Here is a 15,822-nt window from a genome sequence, read left to right as displayed (position 1 = left end):
GCCACTGCTGTTCCCAGGCCCTTGAACTCCCGTTCAGGGGTTCGCAGGGCTAGGAGAGCGCGGCGACGATCCGGTCGACGACGTTGTTGGCGCTGTAGTAGTCCAGACGGAAGCTGTCGTAGTCGAGGGGGTAGACGGCGCCGCGCTGCACCGACGGGACGGCGGCGAGTGTCGGGTCGGCCTTCAGCTTGTCGGCGCCCGGCTGCTGCGCATTGATGATGAACGTCGTCGCCCCGGTCAGTGCGCGCGGCAGGTTCTCCATGTTGACGCTGACGATGTCGGACCGGCCGGCCGTGGCGCCTTCGCCCGCGATCTCGGCGGGCAGCTCGGCGATCGTCAGGCCGAGTCGCGTCGCGAGGCGGCCCTGCGCCGATTCGGCGGTGAAGATCTTGGAATCCTCCGGCGAGTTGTAGGTGAGAATGTTCACCGGCGCGGCGCCGCTCTGCAATGCCGGCGCGATGGTGCTCTTCGCCGCGTCGACCTTGGCGTCGAACTCGGCGAGCAGTTCCTTCGCCCGGTCCTCCTTGCCGACGGCGGCGGCCAGTTGGGTGGTGAGCTCCTGCCACGACTTGTCGGAGTAGTCGAACAGCAGGGTAGGTGCGATCTTGGACAGCGTCTCCACCTGCTGTGCGGCCGAGTCGGCGCCACTGGTGGAGACCACGATGAGGTCGGGCGCCGCGGCGGTGATCCTCTCGGCGTTGGGCTGGCCCTGATAGAGCACCTCGACGTCACGTTCAGCCGCGACGTCGGCCCACTGCGTGAACAGGCCCTGATCGTTGGTGACGGTGCTCTTGGGCTGCGCGCCGGTGCCGATCAGTGGCGCGTCGAGCGCCAGCAGCGATCCGGTGAGGGTGACGCTCGTGGACACGATCCGTTGCGGCTGGGCGTCGAGCGTGACAGCGCCCGCGGCGGTATCGACGGTGCGGGGCCACTGCCCGGACTGTGAGCTGGTGGGCGCGGCGGCGGCGGTCGAATCGTCGTCGGACGAGCACGCGGCGGTGGTGACACCGATCGCGAGGGCACCGAGGGCGACCGCGATCCGGGTGCCGACGGACCGACGGCGCAACGTGGTTGCGGACAAGGGTTCCTCCTGAGGGGTGGGTACCATGAGACCCTACTTTTAGGCCAGCATCACCTAACTAAGGGGTACCTATGTCGGACGTCACATCCGCCGACGTCCTGGAGCGGCGACTGCGGTCCGAGGGCGGGCCGCTGATCGACCCCGGTCCGCCGGGGCGTGTGACGGCCACGTTCGTCTGGCGGGCGCCGATCGGGTCGCCGGTCACGCACGTCTACCTCGAGGCCAACGGCATCACGGACCGGCGGCAGCCCGAATGCAATGCGCTCCGGCGGATTCCGGGGAGCGACCTGTGGGTGCACTCGCTCGAGGTTCCCGAGGCGTGGCGCGGCGGCTACGGATTCCTGCCCCGGGAGGAGTCGATCACCGGCCCCGCCGACGGGCAGACGGAATGGCAGTGGTGGCGTGGCGTGCTCGCCGGGCTCGTCACCGACGGTGAGAATCCACTCCCGCCGGTCTCCTCGATGGGGCTGTCGGCGCGGTCGGAGGCGGTGATGCCGAACGCCCCCGGGCAACGCTGGTGGACGTCCGACGTGCCCGCGAGTGGCGCCATGACGGAGGAGTCGAGGGTCCTCGCCGGGGTGCGTCGCAGCATCTGGATCTACGAGCCCCCGGGGATCGACGACCGCGACCGGCCGGTGCTGGTGCTGTTCGACGGCCGGGTGACCGCCGTGGAAATTCCGATCGCCCCCGCCCTCGACCGAATGGGGGAGCGCGGCTACCGGGTGCCGTTGGTGGTGATGATCGACAGCGTCGAGCCCGGACTGCGATCCGAGGAACTCCCTTGCAGCACAAAATTTCTCGATGCTCTCACCGGCGATCTGCTACCGTACCTGCGCGAGCGGTGGCGGGCGACGGGTGATCCCGAGTCGGTGTTGGTCGGCGGTTCGAGCTACGGCGGACTGGCGGCCACGTTCGCGACGCTGAACGCTCCGGACCATTTCGGTGGCGCGATCAGCCTGTCCGGGTCGTTCTGGTGGCCGCGACCGGATATGCCGGGACGCTCGGTGCAGGCGCAACTCGCGGATCTGAGTGTGGGCAAGTCGCGGTTCTGGATGGCGGCCGGAGTGCTCGAGCCCCGACTGATCGACGAGAATCGCGAGGTTCGGGACCTGCTGCAGGACAAAGGATTCGAGGTGGACTACCGGGAGTTCTGCGGCGGTCACGACTACATCCAGTGGCGGGACCTGCTGGTGGCGGGGGCGGCGGCGCTGCTCGGCCCCGCCACCCCCTGACCGTCACCCGCCGACGCGTCCGCCGGCGTGTGCCGATCCCAGCCACGTGTGCGGGTTGCCGTTCCAGCACCAGCCCAGCTTCGGTTTGCGGTCGCTGATCCACAGCGCCGGAACCCGCTTGTCGCCGCAGCGCGACGCCAGCAGCGAGAAGCACTTGTTCTTCCGCAGCATGTCGGGGCGCGCGGTGACGAGTGCGATGCCCTCGTCGATGGTGAGCGGGCTGCGCCCGTCGGCGGTGATCTTCGCCAGCGCGTCCTGCGGTGTGACGTCGAGGAACTCGGTTCCGGTGTCGATGTCGAACAGCAGGTAACCGGGTCCGTCGGGCACCTCGACGCCCTCGATCGGACGGAACGTGGTGAGCTCACCGGCCTCGAGGACGGTGAATCCCTGCTGCTTGCCGAGCGCGGTGCGGGCCATCGTCTCCTCACGGGGAAGCCCGGTCGGGACGAGCACGAACGGGATGTGGTCCTCGCCGCGCTCGACGTCGGCATCGGGGCGGGTGGCGACGACGTCGCGCAGCGGGGCGAACCCGTCCCGGAAGGACGCCTCGGACGTTCCGGCGAGCGCGGGGTAACCGAGGGAAACGAGGTGGTCGAGTTGACGGTCGAACTCGGTGAGGGCGTCGGACATGGGCGGATCCTTTCGACGACGACGGAGGGTTCAACGCGGCTGCAGCGTGCATGGTTCCCCGTCGGCAGGAAAGCTGCCATACTCCGGCCAGGGTCGCCGCGCCGGACGCGGCGGGTTCGAAAGTGGTGAGTGTGATGGCCGCGCCGGCTGCAATCGACGGACTCGGATCACCGGCGGCATCGCCGCCGCGGACCGGGGTCCTCGACATCTTCCTTCTGGCCCTGAACATTCCGGGCCTCCTGGACATTTCGGTTGCCGACTCGGCCCGTGATCCTGGCCCGCGCGGCACGTTCGCACCCTTCCTGCCCGCATCGGATCCCACGTCGGGCGACACCCTGCCGGTGGTGCCGGCCGCGACCCGGATGACGGCCGACCGCACCGGCGGCGGGGTAGCGCTCGCGACGGGTTCGACGGCGATCCACGTCGGTGACCCGGCCACCTGCCTCTCGCTGTGGATCGTCCCCGGCCACGGGGCGGTGCTCGCATGCGAGGCGCTGACGGCCGGTCCCGGCGGGGACTTCGTCGACTGGCGTGCCGGTGAGATCGACCAGGTCCTCGCGCGGTTCCTGGCGCCGTCCGGACTCGCCGTCGACGACCGGCTGCGCGACATCTTCCCGGACCTCGACACCGGCCTGCCGAACCTCCCACTGGCCGATGTCATTGCGGCCGACGGCCACGAGCGGGCGTCGGCTGCCCTGGCGATCGAGGTGCCCGGCGACGGCGGTGACCGGGTCCGCCGCCGGGTCGACGGCCGCGGCACCGACGCGGCGGGGTGGAGCTGGGAGCGGATCGCCCTGGTGGAGCGCCCGGTGCGGGCCGACGCGGCCATCGCCGTCCGCGAGGACGCCGGGGCGATCCTGTTCGACCTGGGGGCGACCGCCGACGACCACGATCACGACGTGTTCGGCGTGAGCGAGATGGTCCGCGCCCTCGTCCCGTGGGTCGCCGTCCGGGCCCGGCACGCCGCGGACTACCGGCTGGTGCTCGACCATCTGCGTGACCATGACGAACTCGAGGACGGTCGGTTGCTGGCCGCGCTCGACGACCTCGCCGCGGTGCAGGCGCGGCGCATGGAACGCGTCCTGCTGGCGACCGAGGCGCGGCACGACGGCGCGTCGCTGCCCCGGATGTCGCCCGCGCAGTTGCGGACGATGCTGGTGCGACGGCTGTCGGCGGAGATGGCGGCGCTCGACGCCGAACTCGGTGAAGCGACCCGGGTGATCGAGCGAGCGTTGTTGCGCAGCGCCGAGCGTCGGGGGAGCCGACATTCGCGGATCGCGCAGGCCTGGTCCGTCGCCGCCGGTGCCATCGCGGTGGTTGCGGTGTTCGCCGCGCTGGCCGCGGTGCCCGCGGTGGACCAGCCGACGCTGTTCGGGCACTGGCTCGAGGCACTGGCGGCGACGATCGCGATCACGGCCGGCGTCGTCGCGATCGCGATCCTGTGGCGGCGCCCGTCGTGACCGGTCCCGGCAGACGGCTCGTACGGCGCTCGGCCGGATGGCAGGATCGGGGGCATGGCACTCACGCTGAATCTCGTCGGTGACCCCGAGGCGGACGCGCTGCTGGCGTCGGATCCGCTCGCGCTGCTGATCGGCATGCTGCTCGACCAGCAGGTGCCGATGGAGACGGCGTTCGCCGGACCGAAGAAGCTCGACGACCGACTCGGCGGCCTGGACGTGCACAGGATCGCGGAGATGAACCCGGACGACTTCATCGCGGTGTGCGCGCAGCCGCCCGCGGTGCACCGGTTCCCGAAGTCGATGGGCGAGCGTATCCAGTCGCTGTGCGGCTACATCGTCGAACACTACGACGGTGACACCGCCGCGATCTGGACGTCGGGCGACCCGGACGGCAAGGAAGTGCTGAAGCGGCTCAAGGCGCTGCCCGGGTACGGCGACCAGAAGGCGCGAATCTTCCTGGCGCTGCTCGGCAAGCAGCTCGGTGTCGAGCCCAAGGGTTGGCGGGAGGCGGCCGGCGCCTACGGTGACGACGGAGCCCGCCGCTCGATCGCCGACGTCGTCGACCGGCAGACGCTCCTCGAGGTGCGCGAGTTCAAGCAGGCCGCCAAGGCCGCGGCGAAAGCGGCGAAGGAGAAGTAGGCCGGTCAGCCGGGCGACGCGGGGAACGGTCGCCCATGACGTGGGCGGTACTTTCTCTGCGCCTTGACCTGCGGTGATGGCAGTGGCGGGGGCGAAAATGGGTGCGTCTGGACGCCGGTCGTGTGGTACATACCGGGGACCGTGAACCGTTGAGAGGACCCGCCATGCACATCGCCGACGCCATCGCCGCCAACCGTGCGAACTGGAACGAGCGGGCGGACGTCCACGCCCGCTCGCAGATGTACGACGTCGAAGGTTTCCTCGCCGATCCGGACACCATCTCGACGGTTGTCCGCAACGACCTATCGGTTCTCGAACCGCATCTGTCAGAGGCCGGCATTCGCGGCCGCAGTCTCCTTCACCTGCAGTGTCACATCGGGACCGACACAATCTCGTGGGCACGACTCGGAGCGGTGGACGTGCACGGCGTCGATCTGTCGCCGAACTCGTTGAGACACGCGAGCCGGATCGCAAGCGCGGACGGACGCGAAATTCGTTGGGTGGAAGGCGATGTGCGCTTCGCGTCGACGCTCGTCGACCGGCGCTTCGATGTCGTCGTCACGAGTGCGGGCACGATCGTGTGGCTGCCGGAGCTCGGCGAGTGGGCACAGTCGATCCACGATCTCCTCGTACCGGGCGGGGTGTTCATGATCCGCGACGACCACCCGATCCTGGGGGCGATGGCTCATGAACCCTGGTCGATCAGCGACGACTATCTCGGGGGCGACGGGTACCGCAGCTATGACGATTCAGGCTCGTACACCGAGAACTCGGCCGGTCAGATCAGTCAGGTCAGGAACTACGAATGGCGGCACGACCTCGGCGAGGTCGTCGGTGCCCTGCTCGATGCCGGTCTCGTGCTCGAGGCTCTGTCCGAGCTGCCGTACATGGACTGGCCGGCGTTCGACGATCTTGTGCCCTGTCGGCAAGGCTGGGCGCTGGGGCCGGGTGCGCCCCGGATTCCGCTCAACTTCGCTGTCGTCGCGAGACGTCCGTCAGCGTGAGTGCATCACTTCACCCAGGCCCCGGATCGGCAAGAATGGATGCCATGGCACACGTGCAACGTTTCGACCACGTCGGCATCACCGTCGTGGACCTCGACGCGGCAACCGCGTTCTTCATCGGGCTGGGGCTCGAGCTGGAGGGCACCGGATCCGTGGAGGGTGAGTTCGTGGAGACCGTGTGCGGCATCCCGGGCGCGCACTGCAACATCGTGATGCTGCGGCCGCCCGGAGGCGGGTCCCGGCTGGAACTCTCGGCCTTCGTCAGGCCCGATCACGTGCCCGGATCGCCGACAGCGATGGCCAACGAGCTCGGGCTGCGCAACGTGTCCTTCGAGGTCGGCGACCTCCAGGCGGCCGTCGACGCGGTCGCTGCGGACGGGTACGGGCTGGTCGGCGGCATCGGCGAGTACGAGAACAGCGTGCGGATGGCCTACGTGCGTGGGCCCGAAGGGATCATCGTGTCCCTGTTCGAGCAGCTCGGCTGACCCTGTTGCGGTGACCGTCGTGTGTTGCCGCATCGTCGACGCCCCAACGGTTTTGCCGTCTCAGGTACCGTCGCGGCGTGACGGGCATGACCGAGGCCGCCGAGGCCGAGAAGGCCGTGCGGTTCGGGCGGGGCAGGCCCGGTGGTGTCCCGGAGGAGTATCCGACGTCCGGGGGAACGCCGCGCCCGTTGTTGCCGTTACTGCGTGCGCGTTTCCGGCTGGCGGGAACAATGAACGATCTTGCGTGGATTTTCCCGTCAGCCGCACGGGTGGGCTCGGTGCGCATCAGGCGTGACAACGGTTCAGCCGGGCGGTGCGAAGAACTCGAGCGCGATGTTGTCGGGGTCGCGGAAGGACAACCCGGAGCCGTAGGCGGCGGTCTTGATTCCGCCGTGCGCGATGCCGAGTTCGTCGAGACGGTCGCGCCAGAACCCGAGTTCGTCGGTGGTACAGGCGAATGCGACGTGGTCGAGGCCGATACGCCGTTCGTCGAATCTCGCGTCCGGTGTCGAACCGGTGTGGGTGTGCAGGCCGAACATCGTGCCGCCGCCGAGCACGAAGACGGCGTGGTGAAAAGCTCCTGATTCTTCGTCCTCGTCGAGCACCGGCGGCGACCCGAACAGTCGCGTGTACCACTCGGTGCTGACGGCCATGTCGGACACCGTGACCGCGATGTGGGTGAGAGCTGGGAACGGCGCCACGGCGGACCTCTTCCTCCGGATGCACTGACGCCGCCAAGCCTATCGCCGCCGGGCGTGTGCCGGGGCGGTGTTTCGCATCCACCAACCCTCGAGTTAGGTTAGCGTCAGTTAACCTCCTGGGAAGGTCTTTGTTGTGACTGTTCGTCGGCGTTCGCTCGCGCTCTCCCTCGTCGCCCTGGCCGGGACGTTCTCCCTGGCCGCCTGCAGTTCGGACGCTGCGACCGATGACGGTGCCGCATCCTCGGCGGACGGGGCCTTCCCGGTGACGATCGAGCATGCCTACGGATCGACGACCGTCGAGAATGCACCGTCCCGGATCGTCACGGTCGGCTTCAACGATCTCGACTTCGTCCTGGCGCTCGGCGAGACCCCGGTCGCGACCCGCGCCTACTCGGGTTACGCCTACAAGGACCGGCCGTGGGCGACGCAGTACGCACACGACATCCCCGAGGTCGGCGAGATGGAGCTGCAGTACGAGAAGATTGCGGAGGCGAATCCGGATCTCATCGTCGGCACCTACTCGCTGACCGAGAAGTCGGGCTACGACACCCTGGCGGCGCTCGCGCCGACGATCGGCGACCTGAAGGGTGCGAACGGTGGTTCCGGCTCGTGGGAGGACCAGCTCCAAACGATCGGCCGGGCGCTCGGCAAGGAGGGGGAGGCACGCGAACTGCGCCAGTCCGTCGAGTCGGAGTTCGCGGACGCGAAGAGTTCGAACCCACAGTTCCAGGGGCGCACCGCCGCGGTCGCGATGTACATGGACGGCGACTTCTACATCTTCGAGGCCGGCGATCCGCGCGGCGACTTCTTCACCAACCTCGGGTTCACGACGCCGGCGCAGACGGGCGCGATCAGCGCGGAACAGCTGAGCCTGCTCGACCAGGACAATCTGATCGTGCTGGGCGCGACCGAGGAACAGCTCGCGTCGAACCCGGTCTTCGCACAGCTCGGCGTCGTAAAGGAGGACCGCACCGTCTACCTCGGCGAGTTCGGTTCAGACGTGCCCGCGGCGCTGGGCTTCGCCAGCCCGCTGAGCCTGCCGTACCTGATCGACGCCACGGTGCCGGCCCTCGCGGCGGCATCCGACGACGACCCGGCAACCGCTGTTCCGGCCGTCGGCTAGATTCGGCGACGTGTCCGTCGTCTCCACCGTTGCCGCCCTGGAAGAGGTCTACGGCGAGCAGCCGCCCCTCACCCTCGCGAAGTCGATCGCGGTGCTCGACGAGCACTGCGACGCCTTCCTGACGCATGCGCCGTTCGCGGTGCTCGGGGTGCAGGGGCGTTCGGGCGCTCAGCACTCGATCGTCGTCGGGGGTGCCCTCGGTGTCCTGTCGGGAGAGGACGCGACGACGCTGCGAATCCGGGTCGCCGCCGCCACCGTGCCCGCGGACGTCGAGGACGGTGCGCCGGCCGGCCTGGTGGTGCTGGTGCCCGGCTACGGCGAGACGCTCCGGATCAACGGCCGGCTGCGGCTCGGGCGGGGGCCGGGAGTGGCACTCGACGTCGAGGAGGCGTACCTGCACTGCGCGCGGTGCATCGTGCGCTCGAAGCTGTGGCGGGACCACGAGCCGTCCGATATGCCGTCGATCACGTTGTCGGACAGCGATTTCGACCATCCGTCCGTGCGGGCGTTCCTGGCCCGGTCGCCGTTTCTCACACTGTCGACGACGGACGGTGGCGGCTTCGGTGACATCAGCCCGAAGGGCGACGACGCCGGCTTCCTCCTGCCGTTGGGTGCGCGCCGGATCGCGCTGCCGGACCGCCCCGGGAACCGTCGGACCGACAGCCTCCGCAATGTCCTCGAGAATCCCGCCGTGTCGGTGCTCGCGATGGTTCCCGGAGACGAACGCGTTCTCGAGGTTCGCGGCACCGCGCACCTGAGCGCCGATCCAGACCTCCGTGCCGTGCTGCGGGGCGGGGGCGCGGTCCCGGATCTCGCGCTGGTGATCGACGCCGAGCGCGTCGACCTGCGATACGACCTCGCGCTGCAGGAGTCGGGCCTGTGGCGTCCGGACCGTCGGATCGCCAAGGGCGCGTTGCCGACCGCCGGCCAGATCTGGTCGGATCATGTGGGCGCCCCCTGACAAACGGTCATTGACTACAGGTCAGGTTCTCTGTCCGTCTTCGAGTAGTTCGAGCCACAACGTCAGCGCGCGATCCTGAAACTCCTTCATCTGTTCGATCAGTTCGACGAGCGGCGTCACGGGCGCGAGTTCCTCCGGCAGCAGCGGATCATGCACGATGGTGCTGATTACTGCGCTGCCGAGCAGGAGCGATGTGCGGGCGTTCTCTGCAATCGTCCGACGCTCGCTGGTGCGGGCCGCGTCCGCGAGTGCTCGCGACGCTTCCTGCAGGTGTTGTGTCCGCGATGCGGTGTCCCACAGGCGACGAATGGACTCAGCGTCTTCAGCGTTCAACTCGTCGATTCGGTACACGTGGCACTCGGGAGCGGCGCCGAGTCTGGACAAGGTGGTGCGAAGCCCGTCGGTTCCGTGATCGAGATTGTTCGGGCGTAGTGCTACCGCGGGAGTCCACTCGGCCATCCCGGCCAGCGACAGCGCGTTGTTGTGTGCGCGTAGTGCCGCGCGGTCGCTGCGTTTGACGCGGGAGTGCTCGACGGCATTCCACGTGCCGTCCCACGGCACCATGCGCTCGATTCGGGTTCTCCAGCTGCTGACCTCGGTGTAGGCGGGCAGCGCTTCGGCACGAAGTGTGTATGAGCCGCGTGTGGTGCGGGTGATCCGTCCCTCTGCGCACATCCTGGCCGCAGACACTCTCATGTTCGCCGCGGTCAATCCCATGATCTCGCCGGCGAGGGTGAGCATGTCCAGTCCGAACTCGACCTCCGGACTTGCCGTCAGGAGGTCGAGGATGACCCGGGCGGCAGTGGGTCGACTATCGACTTGAAACACAATTTAATCCTACTCTGTTCAAAGTTGTTACAAGCGGCTACGCTCGGCGCAACCGCCAACCGACCGTAAGGAGGCCGGCCGTGTCATCCAACTCTTCCCCCCCTTCCCCTGAACAGACTGCGGCAGATGTTCTCGTCGAGCGTGACGGTGGTGTCACCACCATCGTGCTCAATCGACCCGATCGGCGTAATGCCGTCGACGGGCCGATGGCGGCACAGCTACGTGAGGCGTTCGAGCAGTTCGAAGCCGACGACACCCAGCGTGTGGCCATCCTGTGGGGGGCCGGCGGAACATTTTGCGCCGGTGCAGACCTCACCGCGGTAGGAGACCCCGCACGTCGCCACGAGCTCGATCCCCACGGCGGCGGTACCGGGCCGATGGGGCCGAGTCGGATGGCGCTCGGCAAGCCTCTGATCGCCGCGGTGAGCGGATATGCCGTGGCAGGCGGACTCGAACTTGCGCTTCTTGCTGACCTGCGGGTTTGTGAGCGGGATTCAACCTTCGGAGTCTTCTGTCGTCGATGGGGGGTGCCCCTCATCGATGGCGGGACCGTGCGGCTTCCACGCATCGTCGGCCAGGGGCGCGCGCTGGACATGATCCTCACCGGCCGCCCAGTCGGGGCCGACGAGGCGCTTTCCTTCGGGCTGGTGAATCGAGTGGTCGAGACGGGCACCTCGTTGGAAGCGGCGCGAGAGATTGCGAACCAGCTGTTGCAGTTCCCGCAGGAGTGCATGTTGGTCGACCGGACCTCCATGTACCGGTCTTTCGATCTGACACTCGATGCCGCGCTCCGGGCCGAAGGAGCCGACGGCACACCGATCGTCGACCGCGAGGGCGTCGCTGGTGCCGCACGATTCGCATCCGGAGCCGGGCGTCACGGCAGCTTTACGAACATTCGAACCAACTGAGACACAAGAGATTCCGAGACACGCAGAAGGATCCTTCATCATGAGCCCATTGACCCGAGACCTGATCGTTCGCGGCGCCCTCCAGCACAGCGAGCGGACGGCAGTGATCTGCGGAGACCGACGGATGACGTTCCGTGAGGTCGACGAACTCAGCAGTCGGCTGGCACATGCCATGCTTCAGCAAGGATGCGAACACCGCGCACGTGTCGCACTGCTGGTCAACAACAGCATCTACACCGTCCCGACGGACTTCGCATGCGTCAAGGCCGGCATCAACCGCGTTCCACTCAATTCCAGGCTCTCCGTCGAAGAGCATGGCCGGATGATCGCCGAGACCGGCTGTACCGTCCTGTTCTACGGCCCGGACCTGGCCGATCGAGCGCAACAACTGGCAGAGCGGTTCCCGGAGCTGCGATGTGTGGGCCTCGCGTCGTCGTTCGACAACACCCGCCCCCTCTTCGATCTCGCGGCCGCCATGCCCACCACGCTCCCCGACATCGCGGTCGAGCCGGACGACGTGATCTTGACTCTCTTCACCTCCGGTACCACGGGTGTCCTCAAGGCCGCGCAGCACACCCAGCGCACGTACGCGGGGATCGCACGCAACGTGCTCCTGAACCTCCTGCCGGTTGCGCCCGACGACGTGATGGCGCATTCGGCGTCGCTGATCCACGCCAGTGGGGTGTTCGTCCTCCCGTTCTGGTTGCGCGGTGCCACCACCCTGGTTCTTCCCGGATTCGATCCCGACACCTTCGTCGAACAGATCGCCACACACCGGGTCACCGCGACCATCCTGGTTCCGACGATGGTCCAGATGCTGTTGCAGCGCGCCAGTTTCGACCCCGAGCTCGTCTCGTCGATGCGATACCTGATCTATGGTGCGTCGCCCATGCCGCTCGTCACGATCAAGGAAGCGATGGCCGCCCTGCCCCGCGTGCAGTTCCTGCAGTACTACGGGCAGACCGAGGCGCCCTTGTGCCTGACGGTCCTACGTCACGAGGATCACCAGGGCGAACGCCTTCACTCCTGCGGGCAGCCCGCCCTGGATGTCGAGATCAGGATCCTCGACGAACACGGAAACGACGTCGAGCCAGGAACACCCGGCGAGATCGTGGTGCGCTCACCGTCCGCAGTCGCCGGCTATTTCAACGCGCCTGAGCTCAACGAGGCCACTTTCACCGAAGGTGGTTGGGTACACACCCGCGACGTAGGCGTCTTCGACGATCACGGCTTCCTCTACCTCAAAGACCGGCTCTCCGACATGATCGTCTCCGGTGGATACAACGTCTATCCCCGGGAGGTCGAGGAGCGACTGCTCGCGCACCCGGCTGTCGCCGAAACGATAGTCGTCGGAGCACCCGACCCGGTCTGGGTCGAGGCCGTGACGGCCGTTGTCGTGCTTGCTCCCGGCTACGACGAATCCGAACAGCTCCGCAGCGAACTGGTCGCCTTCGTCGTGGAAGGCCTTGCTTCCTACAAGAAGCCCCGCAATCTCGTGTTCCGCTCGTCCGTTCCCAAGACGGCAGTCGGCAAGCTCGACAGGAAGTCCGTCCGTCAGGAGCTGCGGGACCAGAGCGAAACGACTGCCTGACCGATCCGGACAGGGGCGTAACGCCTCGACCCGGCGCCGAGGAACGTCAGCGTCTCCCGCGGACTCGGGATGGTCCGTATGGCCGTCCCGAGACCGCACCCTGTACGCGGCGCGTGCGCCCGACACGAGCGTAGTCTCACGCGGGTGCCGCGTCCTGCACGAACGGATATTTCGACATGAGTTCCAACACAACCGATCCCGCACAGATCTCGAGTCCCCCCGGGATCGACCTCGACAAACTTCGAGCGTGGCTGTCCGAGGCGACGCCGGTCGACGGCACCCTCCACGCCGAACTGATCGCCGGTGGTCGATCGAATCTGACTTACCGTGTCCGAGACTCGAATTCGACGTGGATCGTCAGGCGGCCCCCGTTGGGGCACGTGCTGTCCACTGCGCACGACATGGGCCGCGAGGTCACCGTCATGCGGGCTCTCGCGAACACCGACGTGCCGGTGCCGGCAATCGTCGCCGACTGCCGCGACGATTCCGTGCTCGGCGCACCGTTCTACGTCATGAGTGAAGTCACCGGCACGCCCTACCGGACGGCTGCGGAACTCGCCGCATTGGGCCCCGACCGCACCGCCGCGATCAGCGCCAGGATGGTCCGGACACTGGCGGCACTGCATCAGGTGGACCACACCGCGGTGGGACTGGGGGACTTCGGCCGATCCGAAGGATTCCTCGACCGGCAGGTACGCCGGTGGACCCGGCAGCTCGAGGCCTCCCGCTCACGTGAACTCGACGGAGTCGACGACCTGATTCGGATGCTCACCGAAACCGAAGCTCCCGAGTCGGTTTCGGGAATCGTGCACGGCGACTACCGTCTCGACAACCTGCTCGTCGATGATGACGACGAGATCCGCGCAGTGATCGACTGGGAGATGTCCACGCTCGGTGACCCCATCACCGACGTGGCGTTGCTGTTGGTCTACAACAGACTCGCCGAGATCACCGACTCCGAGGTCGTCGCCGACGCCTCCAACGCGGCAGGCTTCCTCGACCGCCACGACACCCTCGAACTGTATGTCGGCTCCGGTGGGCACGAACCGCCGAACGGATTCGGATTCCATCTCGGTCTCGCCTACTTCAAGCTCGCGGTCATCCTCGAAGGCATCCACTACAGGTTCGTCAACGGGCACACCGTAGGAGACGGCTACGCCGCAATCGGCGACGTGGTCGAACCCCTCGTCCGTGCAGGCATCGACGAGATGACCGATTACCTCGGGTTCCGATAGCACTGCCCTGGCCCCATCCCTGCCACCCTCCCGTCAGGAGCTTGTCATGTCCTTGTTCGCCTTGTCCGACCACGCCCTGCAGTTGCAGAACGAGCTGCGGGACTTCATGGACTCACACGTCTACCCGGCTGAGGCCGTGTACGACGAACAGATGCGGAAAGCCGGCGACCCGCACTTCCACCCGCCGATACTCGAGGATCTGAAGGCCGAGGCGAAGCGGCGTGGCCTGTGGAATCTCTTCCACCCACATCCCGGTACGGGCGCCGGACTGACCAACCTCGAATACGCGCCGCTCGCGGAGATCATGGGCCGCAGCCACCTCGCGCCGGAAGCCTGCAACTGCAGTGCCCCCGATACCGGCAACATGGAGGTACTCGAGCTTTTCGGCACCGACGAGCACCGGGAGAAGTACCTCGAACCGCTACTGGACGGCACGATGCGGTCAGCGTTCGCGATGACTGAGCCTGCCGTGGCCAGCTCCGACGCCACCAACGTGGAGCTGTCGATGGTGGAGGACGGCGACGGCTACGTGCTCAATGGGCGTAAGTGGTTTGTGTCCAACGCTCTTCACCGGAACTGCAAGGTGCTGATCGTGATGGGAAAGACAGATCCGAGTGCGCCGACTCATCGACAGCAATCGATGATGGTGGTCCCGATCGACGCGCCCGGCGTCACCGTCATGCGCAACCTCCCGGTATTCGGCTACCACGACCGCGAGGGTCACGGCGAAGTCGACTTCGAGAACGTGCGGGTTCCGGCGAAGGACGTCCTCAAGGGCGAGGGAGAGGGCTTCGCCATCAGTCAAGCCCGGCTCGGTCCTGGCCGCATCCACCACTGCATGCGCGCTATCGGTATGGCCGAGCGTGCCCTGGAACTGATGTGCCGGCGTGCGCAGTCGCGGGCCACATTCGGCAAGCCGATCGCCGACAACGCCAACATCCAGGACTGGATCGCGGAGGCGCGCATCGACATCGAAATGATCCGCCTCCTCACCCTCGAGGCTGCATCCCTGATGGATACAGTCGGCAACAAGGAAGCGCAGACGGAGATCGCGGCGATCAAGGTCGCAGCCCCGACAATCGCGTTGAAGATCGTCGACCGCGCCATCCAGGTGCACGGCGGGGCCGGCGTCACCGACGACTTCCCACTCGCGCTGGCCTACGCGCACCTGCGCTCGATGCGTCTGGCCGACGGGCCCGACGAGGTCCACAAGCGTGCCATCGCCCGACGCGAACTGCGTCGGTACCGTGATCTACGACCGGAGGGTCTCTGACCACCTTCATTCCGGGCTGACGATCCGGCCGTCGGCAGTGGCCCCGGGGTTCGACCTATGGGATTCGAGTAGGCGAATCATCGAGTCCCGCAAGGCGAGGCGACTTATCGGATCGCCCGGTCGGGCGATCTCGTGCAACGTGAAACCGTCTATCAGGGCGACGAACTGGCGAGCGGGTATCCGGGGATTCTCGACGCCGAACATCTCCAGGGCGCGTTCGGTGGCTTCCTCGATCACGCCCATGATGCGATGTACCGGCGCGGCGAGCTCGGGTCGCCGCCGCGCCGCGAGGTATGCCTCGAACTGTGCGACGGAGTCGTCGTTGTCCTGCCCGGTGACGAGATCCGCCAGGGCTTCGGTCAGTTCGTCCAGTCCAACCGTGTCGGACCGTGCTTCGGCGAGAAGCTTGCCGACTTTGTCGGTGACCGTGTCTGCAATCTGTGTGATGGCCGCATCGATCACATCGGGGACCGAGTTGAAGAAGTAGCTGGTCGTGGAGGCGGGAAATCCCGCGCGATCGGCGACAGCTCGGAAGGTGACCCGCTCGAGTCCCTTCTCGGCGATCACGGCGATGGCTGCCGCGACGAGTTCTGTGCGTCGTTCGCGCCCGCGTGCGTTGTGCGACCGACTTGAGGCTTTCATGGGTCGAGAATACCGATCGTCAAAGTCTG

General features: G+C 67.3%; 16 protein-coding genes. 11 read left to right on the top strand and 5 right to left on the bottom strand.

The window, feature by feature from the left end; all coding sequences use genetic code 11:
• Positions 1-49: 49 nt before the first annotated feature.
• Entirely contained in the window at positions 50-1,081 is a 1,032-nt protein-coding gene (gene fepB / locus AC1RIF_RS17275) for a Fe2+-enterobactin ABC transporter substrate-binding protein (protein WP_492602584.1), read from the bottom strand.
• 71 nt (positions 1,082-1,152) lie between these two features.
• Here fepB and fes point away from each other — a divergent pair, with 71 nt between their 5' ends.
• Positions 1,153-2,313: an enterochelin esterase gene (gene fes / locus AC1RIF_RS17270; protein WP_492602583.1), complete on the top strand. Its 1,161-nt coding sequence runs from the start codon at positions 1,153-1,155 to the stop codon at positions 2,311-2,313.
• A gap of 3 nt (positions 2,314-2,316) precedes the next feature.
• Here fes and AC1RIF_RS17265 read toward each other — a convergent pair whose 3' ends face one another.
• Positions 2,317-2,943, bottom strand: a complete 627-nt coding sequence (locus AC1RIF_RS17265; RefSeq protein WP_492602582.1) for a DUF5701 family protein — start codon at positions 2,941-2,943, stop codon at positions 2,317-2,319.
• 134 nt (positions 2,944-3,077) lie between these two features.
• Here AC1RIF_RS17265 and AC1RIF_RS17260 point away from each other — a divergent pair, with 134 nt between their 5' ends.
• The 4 genes from AC1RIF_RS17260 (at position 3,078) to AC1RIF_RS17245 (ending at position 6,531) form a co-directional block, all read left to right on the top strand.
• Positions 3,078-4,403, top strand: coding sequence for a hypothetical protein (locus AC1RIF_RS17260; protein ID WP_492602581.1), 1,326 nt, complete (start codon positions 3,078-3,080; stop codon positions 4,401-4,403).
• 54 nt (positions 4,404-4,457) lie between these two features.
• Positions 4,458-5,042 (top strand): HhH-GPD-type base excision DNA repair protein, encoded by a 585-nt coding sequence (locus AC1RIF_RS17255; protein ID WP_492602580.1) that lies wholly within the window; start codon positions 4,458-4,460, stop codon positions 5,040-5,042.
• A gap of 164 nt (positions 5,043-5,206) precedes the next feature.
• Positions 5,207-6,046 (top strand): class I SAM-dependent methyltransferase, encoded by an 840-nt coding sequence (locus tag AC1RIF_RS17250; protein ID WP_492602579.1) that lies wholly within the window; start codon positions 5,207-5,209, stop codon positions 6,044-6,046.
• Positions 6,047-6,090: 44 nt separating this feature from the next.
• The gene (locus AC1RIF_RS17245) at positions 6,091-6,531 is read left to right on the top strand and encodes a VOC family protein (protein WP_492602578.1); all 441 of its coding nucleotides are present in this window, start codon (positions 6,091-6,093) and stop codon (positions 6,529-6,531) included.
• Positions 6,532-6,833: 302 nt separating this feature from the next.
• Here AC1RIF_RS17245 and AC1RIF_RS17240 read toward each other — a convergent pair whose 3' ends face one another.
• Entirely contained in the window at positions 6,834-7,232 is a 399-nt protein-coding gene (locus AC1RIF_RS17240) for a VOC family protein (RefSeq protein ID WP_492602577.1), read from the bottom strand.
• Between the two features lie 133 nt (positions 7,233-7,365).
• On the opposite strand from AC1RIF_RS17240, the gene AC1RIF_RS17235 reads away from it, so the two are divergent.
• Together AC1RIF_RS17235 and AC1RIF_RS17230 are read left to right on the top strand one after the other, a co-directional pair.
• Positions 7,366-8,355: an iron-siderophore ABC transporter substrate-binding protein gene (locus AC1RIF_RS17235; RefSeq protein WP_492602576.1), complete on the top strand. Its 990-nt coding sequence runs from the start codon at positions 7,366-7,368 to the stop codon at positions 8,353-8,355.
• 10 nt (positions 8,356-8,365) lie between these two features.
• Positions 8,366-9,316 carry a pyridoxamine 5'-phosphate oxidase family protein gene (locus tag AC1RIF_RS17230; RefSeq protein ID WP_492602575.1) on the top strand — a complete coding sequence of 317 codons (951 nt, stop codon included), beginning with the start codon at positions 8,366-8,368 and terminating at the stop codon, positions 9,314-9,316.
• 21 nt (positions 9,317-9,337) lie between these two features.
• Here the strand turns inward: AC1RIF_RS17230 and AC1RIF_RS17225 are convergent, their stop codons facing one another.
• Complete coding sequence (locus AC1RIF_RS17225) at positions 9,338-10,144, bottom strand: hypothetical protein (protein WP_492602574.1); 807 nt, start codon at positions 10,142-10,144, stop codon at positions 9,338-9,340.
• Between the two features lie 80 nt (positions 10,145-10,224).
• On the opposite strand from AC1RIF_RS17225, the gene AC1RIF_RS17220 reads away from it, so the two are divergent.
• The 4 genes from AC1RIF_RS17220 to AC1RIF_RS17205 all read left to right on the top strand — a co-directional run bounded on the left by AC1RIF_RS17220 (position 10,225) and on the right by AC1RIF_RS17205 (position 15,151).
• Positions 10,225-11,052 (top strand): crotonase/enoyl-CoA hydratase family protein, encoded by an 828-nt coding sequence (locus tag AC1RIF_RS17220; RefSeq protein ID WP_492602573.1) that lies wholly within the window; start codon positions 10,225-10,227, stop codon positions 11,050-11,052.
• Between the two features lie 40 nt (positions 11,053-11,092).
• Positions 11,093-12,643 carry an AMP-binding protein gene (locus tag AC1RIF_RS17215; RefSeq protein ID WP_492602572.1) on the top strand — a complete coding sequence of 517 codons (1,551 nt, stop codon included), beginning with the start codon at positions 11,093-11,095 and terminating at the stop codon, positions 12,641-12,643.
• 176 nt (positions 12,644-12,819) lie between these two features.
• Positions 12,820-13,878, top strand: coding sequence for a phosphotransferase family protein (locus AC1RIF_RS17210; RefSeq protein ID WP_492602571.1), 1,059 nt, complete (start codon positions 12,820-12,822; stop codon positions 13,876-13,878).
• A gap of 46 nt (positions 13,879-13,924) precedes the next feature.
• Positions 13,925-15,151 carry an acyl-CoA dehydrogenase family protein gene (locus AC1RIF_RS17205; protein WP_492602570.1) on the top strand — a complete coding sequence of 409 codons (1,227 nt, stop codon included), beginning with the start codon at positions 13,925-13,927 and terminating at the stop codon, positions 15,149-15,151.
• 6 nt (positions 15,152-15,157) lie between these two features.
• On the opposite strand, the gene AC1RIF_RS17200 is transcribed toward AC1RIF_RS17205, so the two are convergent.
• Complete coding sequence (locus tag AC1RIF_RS17200; protein WP_492602569.1) at positions 15,158-15,793, bottom strand: TetR/AcrR family transcriptional regulator; 636 nt, start codon at positions 15,791-15,793, stop codon at positions 15,158-15,160.
• Positions 15,794-15,822 lie beyond the last annotated feature (29 nt).

The sequence above is a fragment of the Prescottella sp. GW823-FHT02E09 genome (assembly GCF_058797375.1).
This window is presented reverse-complemented; position numbering and strand designations above follow the sequence as displayed.

Excerpts from the sequence above, each read along its gene's own strand:
- fes (WP_492602583.1), top strand. The coding sequence starts at position 1,153 with ATGTCGGACGTCACATCCGCCGACGTCCTGGAGCGGCGACTGCGGTCC.
- AC1RIF_RS17265 (WP_492602582.1), bottom strand. The coding sequence starts at position 2,943 with ATGTCCGACGCCCTCACCGAGTTCGACCGTCAACTCGACCACCTCGTT.
- AC1RIF_RS17260 (WP_492602581.1), top strand. The coding sequence starts at position 3,078 with ATGGCCGCGCCGGCTGCAATCGACGGACTCGGATCACCGGCGGCATCG.
- AC1RIF_RS17255 (WP_492602580.1), top strand. The coding sequence starts at position 4,458 with ATGGCACTCACGCTGAATCTCGTCGGTGACCCCGAGGCGGACGCGCTG.
- AC1RIF_RS17250 (WP_492602579.1), top strand. The coding sequence starts at position 5,207 with ATGCACATCGCCGACGCCATCGCCGCCAACCGTGCGAACTGGAACGAG.
- AC1RIF_RS17245 (WP_492602578.1), top strand. The coding sequence starts at position 6,091 with ATGGCACACGTGCAACGTTTCGACCACGTCGGCATCACCGTCGTGGAC.
- AC1RIF_RS17215 (WP_492602572.1), top strand. The coding sequence starts at position 11,093 with ATGAGCCCATTGACCCGAGACCTGATCGTTCGCGGCGCCCTCCAGCAC.
- AC1RIF_RS17210 (WP_492602571.1), top strand. The coding sequence starts at position 12,820 with ATGAGTTCCAACACAACCGATCCCGCACAGATCTCGAGTCCCCCCGGG.
- AC1RIF_RS17205 (WP_492602570.1), top strand. The coding sequence starts at position 13,925 with ATGTCCTTGTTCGCCTTGTCCGACCACGCCCTGCAGTTGCAGAACGAG.
- AC1RIF_RS17200 (WP_492602569.1), bottom strand. The coding sequence starts at position 15,793 with ATGAAAGCCTCAAGTCGGTCGCACAACGCACGCGGGCGCGAACGACGC.